This is a genomic window from Phyllobacterium sophorae (genome assembly GCF_003010965.1).
GTDB lineage: Bacteria > Pseudomonadota > Alphaproteobacteria > Rhizobiales > Rhizobiaceae > Phyllobacterium > Phyllobacterium sophorae.
Genome location: NZ_PGGM01000003.1, coordinates 376053 through 394231, shown reverse-complemented (window position 1 = coordinate 394231; position 18179 = coordinate 376053). Strand labels below are relative to the sequence as shown.

General features: G+C 59.0%; 18 protein-coding genes and 2 pseudogenes. 10 read left to right on the top strand and 10 right to left on the bottom strand.

Going from position 1 to position 18179, the window contains the following annotated elements:
* The first annotated feature begins 66 nt into the window (after positions 1-66).
* On the top strand, positions 67-807 hold the full coding sequence (locus CU103_RS09640) for an SDR family NAD(P)-dependent oxidoreductase (RefSeq protein ID WP_106663933.1): 741 nt from the start codon (positions 67-69) through the stop codon (positions 805-807).
* A 27-nt stretch (positions 808-834) separates the two neighbouring features.
* Here CU103_RS09640 and CU103_RS09635 read toward each other — a convergent pair whose 3' ends face one another.
* Positions 835-1353 (bottom strand): prolyl oligopeptidase family serine peptidase, encoded by a 519-nt coding sequence (locus CU103_RS09635; protein WP_106663677.1) that lies wholly within the window; start codon positions 1351-1353, stop codon positions 835-837.
* A gap of 207 nt (positions 1354-1560) precedes the next feature.
* Here CU103_RS09635 and CU103_RS09630 point away from each other — a divergent pair, with 207 nt between their 5' ends.
* Complete coding sequence (locus CU103_RS09630; RefSeq protein WP_106663676.1) at positions 1561-1977, top strand: VOC family protein; 417 nt, start codon at positions 1561-1563, stop codon at positions 1975-1977.
* A gap of 147 nt (positions 1978-2124) precedes the next feature.
* On the opposite strand, the gene CU103_RS09625 is transcribed toward CU103_RS09630, so the two are convergent.
* Positions 2125-3600 carry an alginate export family protein gene (locus CU103_RS09625; protein ID WP_106663932.1) on the bottom strand — a complete coding sequence of 492 codons (1476 nt, stop codon included), beginning with the start codon at positions 3598-3600 and terminating at the stop codon, positions 2125-2127.
* Between the two features lie 274 nt (positions 3601-3874).
* On the opposite strand from CU103_RS09625, the gene CU103_RS09620 reads away from it, so the two are divergent.
* Positions 3875-4783, top strand: coding sequence for a LysR family transcriptional regulator (locus CU103_RS09620; protein WP_106663675.1), 909 nt, complete (start codon positions 3875-3877; stop codon positions 4781-4783).
* Positions 4784-4923: 140 nt separating this feature from the next.
* Here the strand turns inward: CU103_RS09620 and CU103_RS09615 are convergent, their stop codons facing one another.
* Positions 4924-6489, bottom strand: a complete 1566-nt coding sequence (locus tag CU103_RS09615) for a methionine--tRNA ligase (RefSeq protein ID WP_106663674.1) — start codon at positions 6487-6489, stop codon at positions 4924-4926.
* Between the two features lie 203 nt (positions 6490-6692).
* Between CU103_RS09615 and CU103_RS09610 the strand changes: the two are divergent.
* The 4 genes and pseudogenes from CU103_RS09610 to CU103_RS09595 form a co-directional block, all read left to right on the top strand.
* Positions 6693-6961, top strand: a pseudogene (locus CU103_RS09610) (pirin family protein); the annotation flags it as partial.
* 326 nt (positions 6962-7287) lie between these two features.
* Positions 7288-7629, top strand: coding sequence for a hypothetical protein (locus CU103_RS31995; RefSeq protein ID WP_106663673.1), 342 nt, complete (start codon positions 7288-7290; stop codon positions 7627-7629).
* 217 nt (positions 7630-7846) lie between these two features.
* A pseudogene (locus tag CU103_RS31990) lies at positions 7847-8006 on the top strand (hydrolase); the annotation flags it as partial.
* 126 nt (positions 8007-8132) lie between these two features.
* A complete protein-coding gene (locus CU103_RS09595; protein ID WP_106663672.1) occupies positions 8133-9299 on the top strand; it encodes an alpha/beta hydrolase in 1167 nt (388 codons plus the stop codon).
* Between the two features lie 222 nt (positions 9300-9521).
* On the opposite strand, the gene CU103_RS09590 is transcribed toward CU103_RS09595, so the two are convergent.
* A complete protein-coding gene (locus CU103_RS09590) occupies positions 9522-10406 on the bottom strand; it encodes a LysR family transcriptional regulator (protein WP_106663671.1) in 885 nt (294 codons plus the stop codon).
* Between the two features lie 89 nt (positions 10407-10495).
* Here CU103_RS09590 and CU103_RS09585 point away from each other — a divergent pair, with 89 nt between their 5' ends.
* A complete protein-coding gene (locus CU103_RS09585) occupies positions 10496-11200 on the top strand; it encodes a haloacid dehalogenase type II (protein ID WP_106663931.1) in 705 nt (234 codons plus the stop codon).
* Positions 11201-11226: 26 nt separating this feature from the next.
* The gene (locus CU103_RS09580) at positions 11227-12018 is read left to right on the top strand and encodes an aldolase (protein ID WP_106663670.1); all 792 of its coding nucleotides are present in this window, start codon (positions 11227-11229) and stop codon (positions 12016-12018) included.
* On the opposite strand, the gene CU103_RS09575 is transcribed toward CU103_RS09580, so the two are convergent.
* The 6 genes from CU103_RS09575 to CU103_RS09550 form a co-directional block, all read right to left on the bottom strand.
* Entirely contained in the window at positions 11993-12946 is a 954-nt protein-coding gene (locus tag CU103_RS09575) for an alkene reductase (RefSeq protein WP_106663669.1), read from the bottom strand. The genes CU103_RS09580 and CU103_RS09575 overlap by 26 nt on opposite strands.
* A gap of 45 nt (positions 12947-12991) precedes the next feature.
* Positions 12992-14014, bottom strand: coding sequence for a Gfo/Idh/MocA family protein (locus CU103_RS09570; protein WP_106663668.1), 1023 nt, complete (start codon positions 14012-14014; stop codon positions 12992-12994).
* 33 nt (positions 14015-14047) lie between these two features.
* A complete protein-coding gene (locus CU103_RS09565; protein ID WP_106663667.1) occupies positions 14048-14344 on the bottom strand; it encodes a putative quinol monooxygenase in 297 nt (98 codons plus the stop codon).
* A gap of 96 nt (positions 14345-14440) precedes the next feature.
* Positions 14441-15283, bottom strand: a complete 843-nt coding sequence (locus CU103_RS09560) for a type 1 glutamine amidotransferase domain-containing protein (RefSeq protein ID WP_106663666.1) — start codon at positions 15281-15283, stop codon at positions 14441-14443.
* A 97-nt stretch (positions 15284-15380) separates the two neighbouring features.
* Positions 15381-16073: a type 1 glutamine amidotransferase domain-containing protein gene (locus CU103_RS09555; RefSeq protein ID WP_106663665.1), complete on the bottom strand. Its 693-nt coding sequence runs from the start codon at positions 16071-16073 to the stop codon at positions 15381-15383.
* Positions 16074-16266: 193 nt separating this feature from the next.
* Entirely contained in the window at positions 16267-16992 is a 726-nt protein-coding gene (locus CU103_RS09550) for an SDR family oxidoreductase (RefSeq protein ID WP_106663664.1), read from the bottom strand.
* 121 nt (positions 16993-17113) lie between these two features.
* Between CU103_RS09550 and CU103_RS09545 the strand changes: the two genes are divergently transcribed.
* On the top strand, positions 17114-18016 hold the full coding sequence (locus tag CU103_RS09545) for a LysR family transcriptional regulator (RefSeq protein ID WP_106663663.1): 903 nt from the start codon (positions 17114-17116) through the stop codon (positions 18014-18016).
* The last annotated feature ends 163 nt before the right edge of the window (positions 18017-18179 follow it).

The following is an 18179-nucleotide window of genomic DNA, read 5'->3' as shown; positions in this document are numbered from 1 at the left end:
GAGCGCCTGTCGCATCTTGTGCAAACCACTTGGGCTTGGGTCGACTACCTAGAAAAGGAAGAACAAATGATTAATCTGAACGGGAAACGTGCATTGGTAACCGGAGGGTCGCGGGGCATCGGTGCCGCGATCGCATTGGCATTGGCCGAGAACGGCGCTGACGTGGCGATTACGTACCAGCGCTCGGCTGAAAAAGCTGACACGGTGGCCAAATCCATCGAGAGTACGGGGCGTCGCGTGGTTGCTATTCAAGCCGACAGTGCCGATCCTGAGGCGATCACGCGCGCAGCCAGCGATGCCATCACGGCGCTTGGCGGTCTCGATATCCTCGTCAACAGCGCGGCAATTGGCCACTCCGGAACGATCGCCGACCTTGATGTGGCTGAGTATCAAACATTGATGGACGTCAACGTGCGAGCGCCGGTGCTGTTCGCGAAGGCTGTCATTCCGCATCTTTCCGCTGGCGGGCGCATCATCTCTATCGGATCGGGTCTCGGCGAGCGGGTTCCCTTCCCGGGCGTAACGGCTTATGCGATGTCCAAGGCAGCACTCACCTCTTTCACCCGCGGGCTGTCGCGCGAACTTGGTCCGAACGGCATTACCGTAAACCTAGTGCAGCCCGGATCGGTGGATACCGACGCAAATCCGGCGGACGGTGCGGCCGCTGACTTCCAGCGGGGCCTCACGTCGCTGGGGCGTTTCGGCGAGCCACGCGAAATCGCGAACCTTGTGGTCTTTCTTGCAAGTCCTGCCGCGAGCCTGATTACGGGCGCCATCCTCACCGCCGATGGGGGCGCGATAGCATGACTGCGCTCAATCTTCTGTATGCCGGGGCTAACCGTCGCTCCACCCGCGGATGATCGTGGATCTCCTAGCCCAGCACTGCCGCGCTGACGATGAGGGGTTGCTCCGCCAAGCGGTCACCGCCGTCGTAGAGTGGAGGCCGGTCCAATGCGCGGCGAACGCCCAAGGGTCGGCGATCTCGTCGATCGCCTTGCCGGTGGGCTTCCCGGCGCCATGGCGGGTCCGCTTGTCGACCCGCAGGATCCGCGGCTTATCGCCGAGCTTTGCGGCTTGGAGCGCCGCGACATATTTGAAGCTGTGGACCGGCACGGCGCGGTCGTCGGTATCAGCCGTCGTGACCAGGATCGCCGGATAGGGCGTGCCCGAGCGGATCGTGTGATAGGGCGAATAGGACAGGAAATTGCGGAAGTCGGCTTCCTTCCCTGGATCGCCATAGTCCCCGATCCAGAACTGTCCGCCTGTGAAGCGGGCGAAGCGCAACATGCCCATGACGCCGACGCCCGGAAGGGCCGCGGCGCCCGATTGGGAGTGCTTCCCAGAATGGGCCATGACATCCTTGATGGGCTTGCCGTTCGACGTTTTGCAACAACGTTTCGCATTTGGAGAGACTATGCTGCTCGCCCATGCAGGACTAACCTCCACGCCATGAAATTCTAATGAAGGCGGTCCTTTCCGGCAGGGCACTTACTGCCGCAACCATAATAACGGTGGTTCGAATCGGATCTGAAGCGAGAAAAATAAAACTCAGGAAATCACATGGAAGATTTCGTCCGTCGCCTTCATCATGTTGGTGTCGTCGTCAACGAGCTGCAGGCTAGCCTTGACTGGTATCGAGATAAGCTTGGGTTCGAGCACCAGTACAGTTTCACCTTGCCTGGCGCGCAGGTGGCCATGCTCGTTCGCGGCGAAGCTCGGCTCGAAATCTTTCAAGTCGAAGGTGCTGCCCCGATGGCGAGCGAGCGAGAAGAAATGGAAACACTCCTGAAACGCGGTGGCGTCAACCATTTCGCGCTCAATGTCGATGATCTGGAAGAGACCATACCCGCGCTGGCGGCTAAGGGTGTTGAAATCGTCATACCGCCGTCCTCCGTCCCCAACAATTCCGGCGATCGTTTCGCTTACATCCGAGACAATGACAGGATGCTGGTCGAGTTGTTTCAATCGGCGTCCTGAGAATGGGTGCTGCGATATCGGCCCAAGAATCCTACCCGGCTTTCCTCATCGTACAGCACCGCGTCTTGCATATCAGACGACCGATCCATCGCCCCTGAATGTCCGGCACGGCGAAAGGCGGCGTTGGTGCGTAGGGCTGTGCATTCGCTACCATGAGTATTTCAATTCCGCTCGAACATAGTTGCTGTCAGTGCCTCCGGCTTCGCGAAGCGCCGAGCCGACCTGATAATGGACGGCCTCCAGCGACCCCGTGAGATTGGGATTGAAGCGGTAGTCCACCCTGACCTGCAAATAGGCTCCGGTCCATGCCGACCCCTGACCCGCCGTGCCAGCCACGGGAATGCTTGGCAGGGTGTAGACGGCGTCCTGTGTCGTCTGTCGCCAGAGCAGTCCGACCCCGGCCATCAGGGTCAGGTCTTCTATCGGCTGAACGGTGACCGATGGTTTGATGTGAACGAGGTTGGCGTATCCGGTATGGCCGCCTAGCGAGAAATAAAAGCCGTTTGGAAACAGCGGATTGAAAGTGCCAAGCGTGCCATCACTTGCGTCCCGGTCGCCCGACGCCACGTCGAACTGCAGACCGATCCGCGGCGACCAGCTGGCATTCTCGAAGGTGTAGCCGGTCCTCGCACCAACGGCCCAAGCCAGAATGTCGGTCGAACCGACCTTGCCAACCTGTCCCATCGCTTCCGCATCCCAGTCGAAACCGGCATATTTGCCGGCTGTCCGGATATTGAGGATATGCCTGTCCTCCTCACCCGACGTGGTGAGAAAAGTGGCGTCCTTGCGCTGATAAAGCGCGTAATAGGCAGAGGCCTCGATATCCGGCGACAGCTGCCGCTCCACGCGAGCCCCGCTGAACATTGCATCGCCGCTCGATCGATCATCGAAAGGGCGGTCATCGCGATACTGGACGGGCCGGCTGACAAGACCATAAAAGCGCCATGCATCCGTCTCCCACCCGGCCCAGACAGCATCGAATGACTGGCGGACATTCGGCCCATCGCGCGTCGAAACGAACCGCTCAAGGTCAAACGCAAAGTCTTGACGGCCGACCCTTGCCCTGAACGTTCCGCTGTCGGTCTCTTGCGTATAGCCGATGAATGCTTGCCGAAGGTCAAACCGGTTTGCGTCGTTCGGGCCGACCACCGTCTTGTCGAACGCACGCACATCCTCGAACTGCGTGAACACTTGCCAGTTTTCATTCAGGTGGGCGTCGATATGGAACTGCGCGCGCTGTAACCAGTAGGAGTCTCCGGGATTCGCACGTACGGTTCCGAAAGCTGGCGTATCACTGACTTCGAAGATTTCGCGCAGATTGAGCCCGAGCGAGATGTAGCTGTCGGGATTGGAAGAAAACAACGGAATGTATTTAAGGCTGTCCAGCGGCTGAGTCCGCAGTTTCGGATCTGCGAGAAGCGACCAGTCCTCCCGCGACCGGTCGGCTTTCATCGAAGGCCTCTCGTGCTCAAAGCGAAAATCATCCGCCAATGCCGGTCGGTGGTCCCATTGAGCGAAGGCGAAGGCGACGAGCGAAAGCAGCAGTAACCGCGCTCTGGATTCGGACCGGAGGTCGAGCGTTATTGAAAGACAGGAGGCGGCGTATTTCTGTCGGTCAATCATCTCTTTGCCTTTCAGCCTTCGGCCCATGGCCACATCCTGTGTTAAATTTTTCATGGGTGATCGCCGCCGTCTGCCACTGGTACGGCGTGCGATGGACGGAGAAACGAGGTGAAGCCGTTACGAAAGATTATGCAGTAAATCCTATTTGATGTTCGTGAGGCACGTTGCGAGGATACTCTCATGGGCGAGTCAGCCGCAGCGAAGTTGTCATTCTCTTCTTTGCCTTGGTAGTCTTCGGTCGTGTGAAGCCGTGTCGCAAAATAAGGAACGCTTTGTGGAAATTGAGGATCTAAGAATATTCGTCGAAGTTGCCGATGCGGGCGGAGTATCATCTGCAGCGCTGCGACTGGGCATCTCCAAGTCGATGGTCAGCCGGCGGATCACCAGGCTAGAAGAACAACTCGGCGCACAGCTATTTGCAAGAACGACCCGTGGCATAGCGCTCACGGAAGCAGGGGCCATGTTCCGCGATTACGCAGCCAGGACCTCAGCTGAATTGGATCTGGTCCGCGAAACGATCCTGCCCGCCGGTAAGCTTCGAGGCCGAATGCGCGTAGCCGCCCCATTGTCATTTGGTCCGACCTGTTTTGCTCCCGTCCTCTCCCGGATGGCCAGCCAACACCCGCAGCTACAAATCCTCTCTTCCTATACTGATCGCTTCGTTGATCTCGTGGGAGAGGGTTTTGATTGCGCAATCCGGCTGGGGCATCTGTCGGACTCGAACCTCGTCGCAAGACGTATCGGACCGATCTTTGGCAAGCTGGTTGCAAGTCCTGCCTATATCGAGGCTCACGGTGCTCCCGAGACACCGGACGAGATTGTGAAGCATCAGGTCGTAATGCGGGACGCAGAGAAGTGGCAGTTCATGGATGGCGACGAGATCGTCACGGTGCGGCCCCAGGGACGCTTCATAGCCGATAACGCAATGTCTCTCGTAGCGGCCGCTCTGGACGGAGTCGGGGTCGCTTATCTGCCAGAGCCGTTGGTCGCGGATCATATTAGTTCGGGTGCGCTGGTGCCAATCATGACGCGTCATCCGATTCCGCCGGCCGGCATCTTCGTGGTGAGGCCGCCCGGCCAGTACCCCTCTCGAAAAGTGCGAACCCTCACTGAGATGCTTATCGAACGATTTGGAACGCCGTCCGTTAGCGAGGGAAAGTCGGATACCGACAAGTTATTTTAACGATCGGGGCAGGATAGTAGCATTCCTTGCACTGAGGGCGTGAGAGCCGACTGAAGCGAAGACGACGAAATCGCTCCGGCAAAGATATTCCATAGCGGTCCCGCATGGCGCGGACACCTGCCGGAAACACCAGCGCTGAATCATGGCGTCGTTCGCACCACCGTCTGCCGCGGAAAGAGAATCCCTCCAGAAGATGTCTCCACTCCGCTAACAACGAGTGGAGCGTCATACCTTGCCGGGCTCCATATCCCCAGCTTCGCGTGCAGCCTTGAAGCTGATTCAGGCAGAAACGGGAGCAAACACCGAGCGACGATGGCGAGGCCGTAGACCTGCTCCGCCAGAGTTGCCCCAAGACGATCGGAGATTATTTTTCGTTCCGTTTCATCGAGTTCATCGAGCAAGGCCTTGGCATCAGACCATGGCGCCTTCCGCGTAAACTCCCTGTTCGCGGACCCTAGATAGGAAAAGATTTCTGTCAGGCCGAGGTGAAGTTCGTAGTTATCGAAGGCATCCAGGATCTTTTCGGGAAGGCGCGCTGCTTCGCGAACAAGGACACTGTTGGGAACGGCTGGCGTTACACCGGAGAAGGACGAAGACAGTAATGTGAGAACCCGATTGAGGAGATTTCCAAGCTGCCCGCCGAGTTCTCCCGACCACGCAGCCTCGAGCCGTTCCTCGGAGAAATCCCCATCATCGGCCGAACGGATATGGCGGAGCAGGTAATAGCGCAATGCGTCCGGAGTCTGGTAGCACTCCACGAGGCCATCAGGATCGATGCCGTTGCCGGCCGATTTCCCGATCTTCCGCCCGTTGGCGGTCAGGTAGCCATGAACGTAGATCGACGATGGCAGCGGTAGGCCAGCGGAAAGGCGTATCGCCGGCCAGTAGATCGCATGGAACTTGGATATCCCCTTTCCGACGAAGTGAGTGCGCTCGCCTTGGCGTGCCCAATATTGACTGAACAGCGCCTCGTCGGAACCATAGCCGAGCCCTGTCAGGTAGTTCGCCAAGGCATCGAACCAGACATAGATAACTTCGTCGCTGCCGGGCACGGGCACTCCCCAGCCACGTGCCCTTTCCGCACTGCGCGACACACTGATGTCCTCGAGTCCGCGCCGGAGCAAGGCAAGTATCTCGTTTCGCCGGTGAACCGGTACGACCTGAAGCTCCTCGGTCTCGATCAGGTGGAGGATACGGTTGCCATATCGGGAGAGGCGGAAGAACCAGTTTTCTTCCTTCACGACTTCAAGCGGGATACCGTGCTCCGGGCATCGGCCGTCATCGAGATCCGTTAGGTCGTAGAACTGCTCACAGCCCACGCAATAAAAGCCCTCATAGCTCTTTCGATAAAGGTCGCCATTCTTCGCACATGCGTTCCAGAGTGAATGAACGCAGGCAGCATGTCTTGAATCTGCGGATGTGCGGACGAACGCATCGTTTGAGATGTGGAGTCGCTTGCCAAGCTCTTCGAAGCGGTCTGCATTTTCACCGACGAAGTCGGCCACGGGACGTCCCGCCGCCTCCGCTGCACGGACGTTCTTCAGGCTATTATCATCCGTCCCGCACTGAAACCTGACGTCGTTGCCGAGAAGTCGGGAATGGCGAGCATAAGCATCGGCCTGCACGAGTTCGAGCGCAAAACCAACATGCGGTGCGGCATTGACGTATGGAATCGAGGTAGTGATGTAAGTCGTCGTGCTGTTCATTGGCTATCCTTCTGAAGGTTGATTGTCCCTCAAGGCGGATCGACCAATGAAAAACCGCCTCAAGGGCGGTCTAAGGTGCATAAAAAGCGCACAAAATCCGCCACGCTAGGAGCGCAGCATCATCATCGTGGCGTTGGCAAAAAGTCTGTCCATATCGTCACTGCTAGCATGTATAGACGCCGGGAACAAGATCGCGACTGACAGCTTTGCCGGCGCCGAAGCGGCAAATGGCGAAACCGTTCTTCTTCGATCAGGCCTGCCCGGCCGAGTTGGTGACCGGTCACAGCATCGATGTTCGACCCACCAATTTATCGGGCTTGGTACTGTCAGACGTCTGTATCGCGGTGACTTTCATTACCGCTGCAGCACTCGGGCTGACCAGATTATCCGTCCGGGTGCGTTGGACCGGACGGTCGCAGGGCGTGGTGTTTCCCATTGCGAGCAGTCAGGCGGCGCGCGTTCCGCCTTTGGTGACGGAATGTTGCAAATACCAGGACTACCCAACCCATGACGGCAACGATACCAACCACGTTGAAAGGTTGGTCGGCAAGATGGGGGGTATCTCGGGTCGCCGCCCCGAAGGCGAAAGACGAGGGAACGCGGCAGCACTCGGAAGGAAAGGGAACGTCAGAAGACTGTTCCCAAAGATGGAGTGAACAGCAGCAACGGGCAATCTTTCGGCACATTAACGTCCGCGAATTTACGCGGAAGGCAAAAGCTATCTGTCGATTCTCAGCACCCGCCAGAGTAGGCGTTGTGGCAGCAATTGAAGTACACTAACAATACGTGAGGTGAACAATGATAAATAATGGACATGACCTTACGTCGGCTGGAAGCGAAGTCGCCGACGTCATTAGCCGTGCGGACAGGATGTTGGCGGCTACCGTTTCGTTGGCTTTGGAAAGTGCGGTCAAACAGGCTGCCGATGACCTGCGAGCAATCGGCCAGGAGGACGCCACGCCGGTTCTGCAATATTTTGCAAGCGTCGTTCATCAGCAAATGTATTGTTTGATGTGTGGTGCGGATCCGGACACTCTTCAAGGAGGAGATCCGGATATCGCCTACCACGTTATCCGGAACAGCCAGAACATTGCCAAACGCTATTGGTCGGCGGACATCGAGCCTTACCCAGCCAAGTGAGAATAGTATTTATCACTAGGTGTTAAGTCGCGGCATCCGCGATCTCAACGAGCCTTTGCAAATCTTCGATCCTTCCACTTGCGTTCCTGGTTGCAGGACACAGTTTCGCGCGCGGCGAGACTACAGTGACGCCCGATCGAACGGTAGAAGAGGGCTATGCGCACGGGGTTGCTGCGCTTCGCACGCACTATCGATGACCTCAGTAGAAGGATTAAAAATGGCGCTCCACAATGACCTGGAGTCACTCCTTCGTCCTGAGGATTCGGTTCTCGTTCTGATCGATCATCTGCCCTACCAACTGGCTAATTTTGAGCAGCCACGATCCTCAGACTATGGTCAATGCGACCGTCGCGGCGGAGCTGGCAAAAGCTTTCAATTATTACGTGGGGCTGCGTGACCGAATATTGGGAGATACCGGCAGTACATACTGCAAGTGAAAGGTATGACTGTCGCGGATTCACGGCGCTTGCGGCCTCTGGTCCGTGGGATGAGGAGCGGAGAGGATGACGATCAGGCGGCGACAGCAATCCGGGCGATACATGGCGGTCGCACTGATCACGGCGCTAGCGCTTGCATTGGGCGCCTGCGCCTCGCGGCCCGGCTCATCCGTCCTCACTCCGGTGACTGCCGTCGAGGGCGCGAAGCACGTTACCATCTTCGTGGCGGGTACGCGGGCAACCGATCCGAGCGCACCAACCTTCTTGACCGACCGGATTACGGCTACAACTACCTACGTTCGCTATGTCGTCTCCATTCCGCCGACCCACCGACCGACCGAGATCGAATGGCCGACGGATGTGCCGGACCCGACCCGGCACTTCGCGATTGTCTCGTCCGAGCGCCTTGATGAAAGGCGGTTCTTTGTGGAAGTTGGGGCCACTGCCGCCCGCGGAGAAGGGCTCGGCCGTGACGTCGCCATCTTCGTCCACGGTTTCAACAACAACTTCCCGGAGTCACTCTTTCGCACGGCGCAACTCACCGCCGACGTCCATGTCGCGCGATCGGCAGTGCTGTTCTCATGGCCTTCGAAGGCAGCGGTCACCGGGTATCTCGCAGACAAAGATGCGGTGACCTTCTCGCGCGATGCGCTTGCCCGGGTGGTCGAGCGGGTCGCTGCCGACCGCCATGTCAGGGGGATGAAGCTTTACGCCCACAGCATGGGGGCTTGGCTGACAATGGAGTCTGTCCGGCAAATCCGGATCGCTAAAGACGAACGCACCCTCGGCAAGCTCATCGACCTCACGCTCGCTGCGCCAGATATAGACGCGGAAGTCTTTCTTCAACAACTTCGGATCGTCGGCCGCCTGCGCTCCCCCGTCACCGTTCTCGTCTCCAAGGAGGATCAGGCGCTGTCGATATCCAGGTTTATCGCCGGAGGGCAATTCCGCGCCGGCGCAGCCAACATCGATGACCCCCAAGTTCTCGTCGAAGCGCGGAATTCAAACCTCCGCGTGATCGACATAACTAATCTGGCCACGCAGGCGGGAGCCGGCCACGATGGTTTCGCGGCCTTCGCTTCTATCTACGGCCGCCTTCCGCAGAGCTCAGATGGAAGGGTTTCTTCCGACGTCGGTCCGGGCGTCTACGAGCTTGATGTCGCTAACAAGTTCGAAACGCTCGACGCCCGACTGGTCCAACGGGTCGCAGATCCAACGACCATCCAGCGCTAGCACTTCGCAGTTACGCAACTGTACGAAATAGTCCGCTATGGTTGCTGGTAGGAAGTGATTTTAGAAGGGCATGGGACGGTGATGATGATCGCAAGTTAAGATGAAATCCTGCCCCCGCAACCGCGCTTCAATACGCTCCAGTCGCCCATAATGCGATGCCCATGACATACTGCGCGGTGGAATCGCCGGTGCAATTCAGATCAATGGAAATTTAGGATCAGTTCACGCGGCGCTCTGGGTTCGCCGCAGTGACGTCAGATTGATCACGAGGAAATCCGCAAGCTCGAGCACCGCTGGTTCCAGTTTTTTCGCGGCCCCGATCAGCGCGAGTTCCGATGGGGGCTGCGGTATAAAACCGTCGGCGCTGCTCAACAGATAGTGCTCGGGCAGTACCGCATCGTTCGGCAGCAAGCTGATGCCGAGCCCCGAGGCGACCGCCGCTTGGACACCCATCAAACCTTGGCTGGAATAGGCGATGCGCCAGCGACGTCCGCCGCTTTCGATCGCGCGTATTGCCCGCTCACGGTAGATGCATCCGGCGGGAAACACCGCAAGCGGAACCGGATCGATGCTGGCGCTGAGCAACCGGGTGCCGACCCAGACCAGTTGCTCTTCCCACCTGGCAATGCAGGTTCCATCGCCCGGTTCGCGCTTGACGAGAGCAAGGTCGATTTCGCCCGCCTGAAGAAGCCGGCGCAACTCGAAACTCCAGCCGCTGATCGTGTCTAGCCTTGTGTGCGGCGAGGTTTGCGCAAAGCCGGAGAGCAGGTCGATCATGCGCCGCCCGGCGAAGTCCTCGGGAACGCCGAGCCGCACGGTCTTCGGCAAGGGTACGGACCGGCCGAGCGCCTCGTTCGCCTCGGCGGAGACGGACAATATGCGCCGCGCATAGCTCAGCAGAAGCTCGCCTTCCTCTGTCGTGCGTACGCTGCCCGTTGCGCGGTCGCGGATGAGGAGGGAATGGCCGAGGTTCGTCTCTAGCTTTTTGATCTGCTGACTGATCGTCGACTGCGTGAGATGAACGCGTTCCGCGGCCCGCGTAAACCCGCCCGCTTCCACGACGGCGATAAAGGTACGCAGGAGATCGAGATCGAAGCCGAAGCTCATTTGATTTTCCAATGAAAGATATTTTGACATTTAATTTCCAAATAAGGACGGCGGATGTCAAGCTTTCCGGCGACAATCAGGAGATCGACATGACACTTTCAGGATCGCGGCCGGAATGGCTGAGCTTCGACTGCTACGGCACCCTTATCCAATGGGACGAGGGACTGCTGGCGGCAGTGGACGAGGTTCTTGCCGGAAAAGACCGCTCCATCGACCGGGATGCCTTCATCGCCGTTTACGACCGGCACGAGCATCGGCTTGAAGCGGAGCGGCCCCATCGTACGTTCAAGGATGTGAGCGCCACGGCGCTTGCACTTGCCATGGGCGAATTCTCTCTTGAGACATCGGCCGGCGACGCGGATATTCTCACCTCATCCATCAGTCGCATGCCGCCATTTCCGGAAGTGGTGGCCACTTTGGCCAGACTGAAGGCGGCGGGTTTCAAACTTGCCATCATCTCCAACACGGATGATGCAATCATCGCGGGAAATGTCGCACAGCTTGGCGGTTCGATCGATCGCGTTATTACGGCGGAGCAGGCCGGCGCCTACAAGCCGACTACGCAGATCTTCCAGCATGCCTGGAGAGAGCTTGGCGTCGAAAAGGAGCAACTGGTTCATATCTGCGCCAGTCCGCATCTCGATCTCGCCGCGGCAAGAGAGCGTGGCTTCAGAACGATATGGGTCGACCGCGGAACCGGCCGGAAGCCGCTTGCCGACTATGTGCCGAACGAAACGGTCGGCCGGCTTGACGAGGTTCCGGGCTTGCTTTCCGCAGCGGGCTGGATGGAATAGGCAATAGTTCTTACGGAGATTCTATCATGGCGCATGAACTTAAACGCGGACAGGCCGTGCCGGCGATCCTGCGAAACGCCGAACTCGACGGGGAGGAGATTTGGCAGGCGCGTGTGGATCTGGCCGCCTGTCTGCGGGCCGCAGCACGGCATGGACTGGAAGAGGGGATCTGCAATCATTTTTCAGCGCTCGTGCCGGGACATGCGGACCTCTTCCTCGTCAACCGGCTCGGCTGGGCTTTCGAGGAGGCGACTGCATCCAGCCTACTAATCTGCGACTTCGAGGGCAATGTGCTGTCCGGCGATGGTGAGCCCGAAGCGACGGCCTTCTTTATACATGCCCGCCTGCACAAGATGGCGCCGCGCATCGGTGCTGCATTTCATACCCATATGCCGAATGCGACGGCGCTCAGCATGATCGAGGGCGAACCGCTCGTCTGGGCCGGGCAGACCGCGCTGAAGTTTTACGGTCGCACCGTGGTTGACGCGGATTATAACGGCCTTGCGCTCGATGAACGGGAAGGGGATCGTCTGGCGAGCGTGCTCGGCGACAAGGACATTCTTTTTATGAAAAACCATGGCGTCATGGTCTGCGCGCCGAATATCGCGGAGGCGTGGGATGATCTTTATTATCTTGAGCGGGCGGCGGAGGTGCAGTTGAAGGCGATGAGCACTGGACGGCCCCTTTTGGCGGTCGATCCTGAAATTGCAGCCGCCACCGCCAGACAGATGCGGGAGGGCGATCCGGAAAGTGCGCGGCTGCATCTGGAAAGCCTCAAGCGCAGACTCGATGTTAACGCGCCCGATTACAGACTGTAGCAGCCTTTGCCTGATCGAGCCCGCCCGCGAGGATGAGGATTCCCGAATAGGCCGTCCGGAATTTTGGCAGAAAGCCTGCGGGCATGGGCGACGCGCCCCGGCTCGCCTGGTCCATGATATGCACATAGGCAAGATTTCGCTTGGAGAGCTCCGCCGCGACATGGAGATAGGTCGCCTCGATTTCCGGATACAGCCCCATCTGGAACAATTGGCCATAGGGCGACAGACGGATCGCGACACGGCTCGATCCGATCCGGTCGATTGCCGCGTCAACGGTTTCAAGCAGGAAACGCGTCCGGTCCTCCAGGGTCGATGCTCCGTAACGATCGGTACGATCGTTGACCGTCGGGTTGAGGAACTGTTCGACCAGGTAGCCGTTGGCGCCATGAATTTCCACGCCGTCGAAGCCGGCACTGATCGCATTGGCGGCGGCATTGGCGAAGTCGTTCACCACGCGCCTGACTTCGTCTGCGTCCAGCGCCCGCGGCACGCTCGTCTGCACGAAACCGGGCTTGCCGCTCTCATCGAAGGCGAAAGCCACGCTCTTATCGTCCCTCGCGGGTCGGGCGGTGGCGCTGACGGGAGCCTTGCCGCACGGCTGCAACGAGGTGTGCGACATCCGGCCGACATGCCAGATCTGTGCGAAGATGGTTCCGCCTTCCCCATGCACCGCGTCGGTCGTGAGGCGCCAACCCTTCACCTGTTCTTCCGACCAGATGCCGGGAACGAAGGCGAAGCCCTGTCCCTCCTGAGAGATCGGCGTTCCTTCGGTGACGATAAGCCCGGCGGAAGCGCGCTGGTGGTAGTAAAGGGCGGTCCGCGCGTCGGCTATGCCATTCCCGACGCGGGCGCGGGTCATAGGGGCCATGACAAGGCGGTTGCGCAAGGTGCGCCCCGCCAGATCGTAGGAATCGAACAGGCTTTTCATGAATTTTCTCTCGTATTCTGTTTGAGGTCATTACCGGGGAAGGGCTCAGCCCTGTGACTGGATCTCCCGCCAGATCGCATCGAGGAAGCCTTGCGTCTTTGCGGTCGCTGACAGCCAAGTCTCGCGCGCGGCGTCATCGCCATTGCGGATCAGATTGGCGAAGTTGTCGATCATCAGGCCGTGCTGCGATTTTTCGCTCGGCGTCTCGATGAAAACGAAGTCCTTTCGCGTGGCCATGCCGGAACGGTGCACGAAACCTGTTTGAATATCGGGATTGTCGAAGCCGAAGCCGCTGTGCCAGTCGAGAACGAAGTCGTCCTGCGTCAGAATGCCGGACGTTCCGGCCAGCGCGAGGTCCATCACCGCCGCGCCGGCGGTATAGCCGACGTCGAAGGTTGCGGTTTTGCCGCTGTCGAATTTCAGGACGCCCGTGGCGCGAATGACCGCGCTCGACTGCCTATCGTGCTCTGCAAAGACCTTGATGTCCTCCAGCACCTCCGGCGCCAGGTATTCCACGACCGCCCGCATCGAATACCACGCCATGTCGCCCACGGCGCCCATCGGCTCATAGTCAGGATCGAAGCGGATATTGTCGCGGTCCGAGAACGGAAAATAGAACATGGTGTGCAGGGAACGCGGCGCGCCGATCAGTTCGGCGCACCGTTCGCGCATCACCGCTGTGCGCGGATGATGGACGAAATGGGTGGCGTCCATCAGCACGAGACCCTTTTCGCGGGCGAGTGCCGAAAGCCGCTCGAAGGATTGCTTCGAATGGAGCGGCTTTTCGATCAGCACATGCTTGCCTGCGGCAAGTGCGCGTCTTGCAACCTCTTCCTTGGCCGCTGTCGGCGTCGCGACGTAGACGGCATCGACATCGTCGCGCGCGATTAACCAATCCGCCCCTTCAACGGCAACCACGCCCGGATAGTCGGCGGCGAAAATTTCTGCTTTCGCCAGCGTCCGGCTGGAAACGGCCGACAGCTGCGCATTTTTGGACGACTGGATTGCCGGTGCAAGAATACCGGCGATAAATCCCGTGCCGACAATTCCGATGTTCAGCTTGTTCATTGTATGTCCCGCTCTTCTGTACGGTGTTTAACGTCAGGCGATCTGGTCGAGCGCCTGAATTTCGATGTGGGCGATCGTGCCCGGCGACAGTTGCTTGTTGAAGGCGCGGATTGGCTCGCAGGACATGTGCTTTTCCCAGACGGATCGCGACGCCCAGTCTTCCACGAAGACGTAGACGCCCTGCTGCGTCGGATTGCGGAAAAGGTGGTAGGAGAGGCAGCCGTCCTCGTTGCGGGTTGCGATGGAGAGCGCGCCGGCGTGCTTTTCGAACGCGGCCTCCTGTCCCGGCGTTACGACAACGCGCGCGACAACTTTGATGCTGTTGGTCATCCTTGTATCCTTCATGTTGGGCGAAAGCGCATCCGGCTCGCAGCGTGCGGTTGCCGGGATGGCTGCCGGGATGCTTTCATCTTTGCGCTGTGCTGCCTATTTCAGCCGCTTCAGCAGTTCTTCGGCGACCGCCGAAGCAGAGGCCGGGTTCTGGCCGGTGATTAGCTCGCGGTCGGTGACGACGTTCGACGTGAAGGGTGTTTGATTGCTCAGGTATTCGGCGCCGGCCTGCTCCAGCGCCGTCTGCGGATAGAACTTCATCTCGCCGCCGTTCAGTAGACCTTTGGCCATTTCTTCTTCCTGGTTGCTGATGACGGTGAGTTTGTATCCGGCATAAATCCACTCCGGCTTTTGTTGAACGCTGCCTTGCGTTTCAAGCTGCCCGGTGAAGCCTTTCGCGTCGGGCAGGGCCGAAAGCAGGGCGATCGGGCCATGGCAGGCGAGTGCCGTCGTCTTGCCGCTGGTGTGGAAATTGGTGAGAAGCTTCCCCAGTTCCGGGCTGACAAGCAAGTCCTGCATGGGAGCGTGGCCGCCAGGGACATAGACGGCATCGAAGTGATCGTAGCCGATCTGTTCAACGCGGGCCAGGCTGATCACCGGCGAGACGCCGTTCGATGTTAGCTTGAGCTTGTCGAGCAGGGCGCTGCTCTCCCGCACCGCAGCCTCGTCACCGCCAAAATGCATCTTGTCGACCGAGGATTTGTCGAGGGTTGGCGCCGTGCCTTTCGGGGTTGCGAAGGTGATCTCGTGACCGGCGTCAAGCAGCGCTTTGACGGGCTGCATCAGTTCGTTGAGATAAAAGCCGGTCTCAAAAACCTTGCCGTCCTTCAGTTCGAGACGGTCGGAATCCGAGAGCACGACCAGGACGTTGGCGGCATGTGCGCTGAATGCGCTGGTGCCCAGAGCGAGGGCGATTGCGAAAGTGCGGATAAGCGTCATGATTTTTCTCCAGAGATGAGCAGCCCGCATCCCCAAACACCTAAGGCTTGGGGAGTGAAGGTCATGGTGATTGTGCAAGCTTGGTGACTTGCGAATGTTAAGCGGAAAGAAGGTTGCGTACGGCTTCGCCGACACCGGTTGCCGATTGCGGGTTCTGGCCCGTTACCAGCCGTCCGTCGACGACGACCTTGGACGTCCAATCGGGCGCCGGATGATGATGGGCACCACGGGCGGTGAGCGTGCTGGCGAGCAGGAAGGGGACAACCTTGTCGAGCTTGACGGCCCGCTCTTCGTCATCGGTGAAAGCGGCGACATTCTTGCCGGCGACAAGGTGGGTGCCATTGCTCAGCGTGACATTGACCAGCGCCGCCGGGCCATGGCAGACGGCGGCGACAACCCCGCCCGCCTCGTAAATGTCGCGGGTGATGCTATTGACGGCCGAGCTTACCGGAAAATCCCACATCGCCCCGTGGCCACCTGCAAAAAAGATGGCCGAGTAACGTTCCGGATCAACATCGGCGAGACGCGGTGTATTGCGAATGGCGCCGCGGAAGCCTTCATCGTTCCAGAAGCGCACATTGGTCGCGTCGTTGAGGTCAAGACCGTCGACCGGCGGTTCGCCGCCGTCTATCGAGACGAACTCGACGGGGATGCCGGCGGCGACGAGGACGGCGAGGGGGTGGGTGACTTCGCCGAGATAAAAGCCGGTGGCTTCGCCGGTTTCGCCTTTGATGCCATGGCTGGTAAGAACGAACAGAACCGGTTTCTGCCCTGCAATTGTGCTGCTCATTGTCTGCTCCTCAAATCTGAGTTGACGCGCGATCGCGTTCGATATTGCAAATCTATTGACGCTCAAGGAGAGAATAAAGATGCCAGCGAGGAATTCATTTGTTCCCTAGAAGACAAAATGTGCATAAGTCAGCATAGATGCACGACAGCGGATCGCTCCGTTATCGTGCCGAACTGCCCAGCAAGCATGTGCTTCAGAGCATTGCTTTGCCGATAGACGCGCCGCCATCCACAAAAAGTGTCTGGCCCGTAATGAAGCCGGCATCCTCCGATAGCAGGAATTCGATTGCCGCCGCGATTTCGCCCGGCTTTCCAAGCCGGTGCATCGGCACAGCCGAAAGATAGCGCTTTTCGCCGTCGCTACCGGGCGGATTGTTCGCGCGAAACAGTTCGGTCTCCGTTGGTCCGGGTGCCACCGCGTTGACCGTAATACCAGTCCGCGCGAGTTCGAGCGCCCAGGTTCGTGTGAAGCTGATCAACGCTGCCTTTGCCGCCGCATAAGCGGTTCGTTCGGCGACGCCGAGAACGGTGAGGCTGGAAATATTGGCAACACGCCCCCACCTATTGGCGCGCATATGAGGTAGCGCCGCCTGCACGGCTTGAACGGCAGGATGTAAATTCAGGCATAGAACAGCATCAAGATCATCGAGTTCGATCTCGCCAAGACGTTGCGGTCGGACCAAACCGACATTGTTGACGATACCGTCTATAGGGTAGCGAGTGCAAATATCGGTAAAGGCTTCTCTCGCTTTCTGACGATCCTCCAGATCGACTGATATCAGCTTTCCGGGAAACTGGGCGTCGTCTGCGCGTCGTGCGATGCCAATCACATGATGACCTTTCGCGGCAACGTGTTCGGACAAGGCGCGTCCGATGCCTTTGCTGGCGCCGGTCACAAGGAATGTTCGTTGTTCTGCCATCATCTCGTTCCTTTCGGGTTCGTTGTGCCGAATGGGAGGCATCAACGGAAGCACTTTATTGGCGCCGCAATCGAGGATAAAGTCTTCTGGAAGAAACAGATTTATTCGCGTGAGGTTAGGAATGGGCCGCCGATTTGACCATCTTGGCGACGTGGAGGTTTTTGTCACCGTTGTCGAAAAAGGCTCCATGACCGGCGGGGCGATTGCGCTGTCAACGACGCCCTCAGTTCTCAGCAGGGCGATAAGCCGGTTGGAAGCGCGGCTTGGTATCCAGCTCATGCGGCGGACGACCCGGCGGCTGAGCCTGACGGATGCAGGCCGTGCCTACCTCGAACAGGCGCGCGCCGCGTTTTCCCTGATCGACGATGCCGAACGGGCCATTCAGGGCCCGGAGGGAGCGCTGCTGACCGGCCATGTGCGGATCAGCGTGCCAACGACTTACGGCCATTACCGGCTGCCAGCGATGCTTGATCGTTTCATGCGCGCCTATCCGGAGGTCCACATCGAATTGAGCATCACCAACCGCAACGTCGATCTCGTGGCGGAGGGCTACGATCTGGCGATCCGGTTGGGTCCTTTGCCCGACAGCGGACTGGTGGCCCGCAAGCTGGAGGATGCACCACTGCGTCTGGTCGCCGCCCCGCACTATCTCGAGCGGGTAGGAGCGCCGCGGACGATCGAGGATCTGGCCGACCATCAATGCCTGCCCTTCGTGATGCCGAGCACGGGGCGCTGCGCACCATGGTTGTTTCGTGTCGACGACCGCGACGTCGATTGGACGCCACCGGGCCGTATCCGGGTCTTTGACGACGTGCTAGGCGTGGTCTCATTGGCCGAACATGGCCTGGGTATCTGCCAGACCTACGATTTTATCGTGCGCGATCGCATCGATCAGGGGCGTCTCGTCGACGTGCTGGAGTACGCGCGCGGGCGCTCCCGCCCATTCTCGATTATTTTCGCGCCGCACCGCCGCCTGTCTGCCGCCACACGGGCGCTCATCGATTTCCTCGCCAAGGACGGTTAGATGCCTGCTCATTCTACCCTATCGAGCTGTGTTGACACCATCAACACAGTCAAGACTATTTGCCGTATCTTCAATTCAGTTGATGCTATCAACGCTAGCGTCGTAGTAGCAGAGACGACGATCTCGAGATGATCGTAATTCCGTCAGGTAAGATTTCTGCGCT

What these genes read in the sequence shown, in the direction of transcription:
- CU103_RS09640 (WP_106663933.1), top strand. Translation starts at nt 67, where the DNA reads ATGATTAATCTGAACGGGAAACGTGCATTGGTAACCGGAGGGTCGCGG.
- CU103_RS09635 (WP_106663677.1), bottom strand. Translation starts at nt 1,353, where the DNA reads ATGGCCCATTCTGGGAAGCACTCCCAATCGGGCGCCGCGGCCCTTCCG.
- CU103_RS09630 (WP_106663676.1), top strand. Translation starts at nt 1,561, where the DNA reads ATGGAAGATTTCGTCCGTCGCCTTCATCATGTTGGTGTCGTCGTCAAC.
- CU103_RS09625 (WP_106663932.1), bottom strand. Translation starts at nt 3,600, where the DNA reads ATGATTGACCGACAGAAATACGCCGCCTCCTGTCTTTCAATAACGCTC.
- CU103_RS09615 (WP_106663674.1), bottom strand. Translation starts at nt 6,489, where the DNA reads ATGAACAGCACGACGACTTACATCACTACCTCGATTCCATACGTCAAT.
- CU103_RS31995 (WP_106663673.1), top strand. Translation starts at nt 7,288, where the DNA reads ATGATAAATAATGGACATGACCTTACGTCGGCTGGAAGCGAAGTCGCC.
- CU103_RS09595 (WP_106663672.1), top strand. Translation starts at nt 8,133, where the DNA reads ATGACGATCAGGCGGCGACAGCAATCCGGGCGATACATGGCGGTCGCA.
- CU103_RS09590 (WP_106663671.1), bottom strand. Translation starts at nt 10,406, where the DNA reads ATGAGCTTCGGCTTCGATCTCGATCTCCTGCGTACCTTTATCGCCGTC.
- CU103_RS09585 (WP_106663931.1), top strand. Translation starts at nt 10,496, where the DNA reads ATGACACTTTCAGGATCGCGGCCGGAATGGCTGAGCTTCGACTGCTAC.
- CU103_RS09580 (WP_106663670.1), top strand. Translation starts at nt 11,227, where the DNA reads ATGGCGCATGAACTTAAACGCGGACAGGCCGTGCCGGCGATCCTGCGA.
- CU103_RS09575 (WP_106663669.1), bottom strand. Translation starts at nt 12,946, where the DNA reads ATGAAAAGCCTGTTCGATTCCTACGATCTGGCGGGGCGCACCTTGCGC.
- CU103_RS09570 (WP_106663668.1), bottom strand. Translation starts at nt 14,014, where the DNA reads ATGAACAAGCTGAACATCGGAATTGTCGGCACGGGATTTATCGCCGGT.
- CU103_RS09565 (WP_106663667.1), bottom strand. Translation starts at nt 14,344, where the DNA reads ATGACCAACAGCATCAAAGTTGTCGCGCGCGTTGTCGTAACGCCGGGA.
- CU103_RS09560 (WP_106663666.1), bottom strand. Translation starts at nt 15,283, where the DNA reads ATGACGCTTATCCGCACTTTCGCAATCGCCCTCGCTCTGGGCACCAGC.
- CU103_RS09555 (WP_106663665.1), bottom strand. Translation starts at nt 16,073, where the DNA reads ATGAGCAGCACAATTGCAGGGCAGAAACCGGTTCTGTTCGTTCTTACC.
- CU103_RS09550 (WP_106663664.1), bottom strand. Translation starts at nt 16,992, where the DNA reads ATGGCAGAACAACGAACATTCCTTGTGACCGGCGCCAGCAAAGGCATC.
- CU103_RS09545 (WP_106663663.1), top strand. Translation starts at nt 17,114, where the DNA reads ATGGGCCGCCGATTTGACCATCTTGGCGACGTGGAGGTTTTTGTCACC.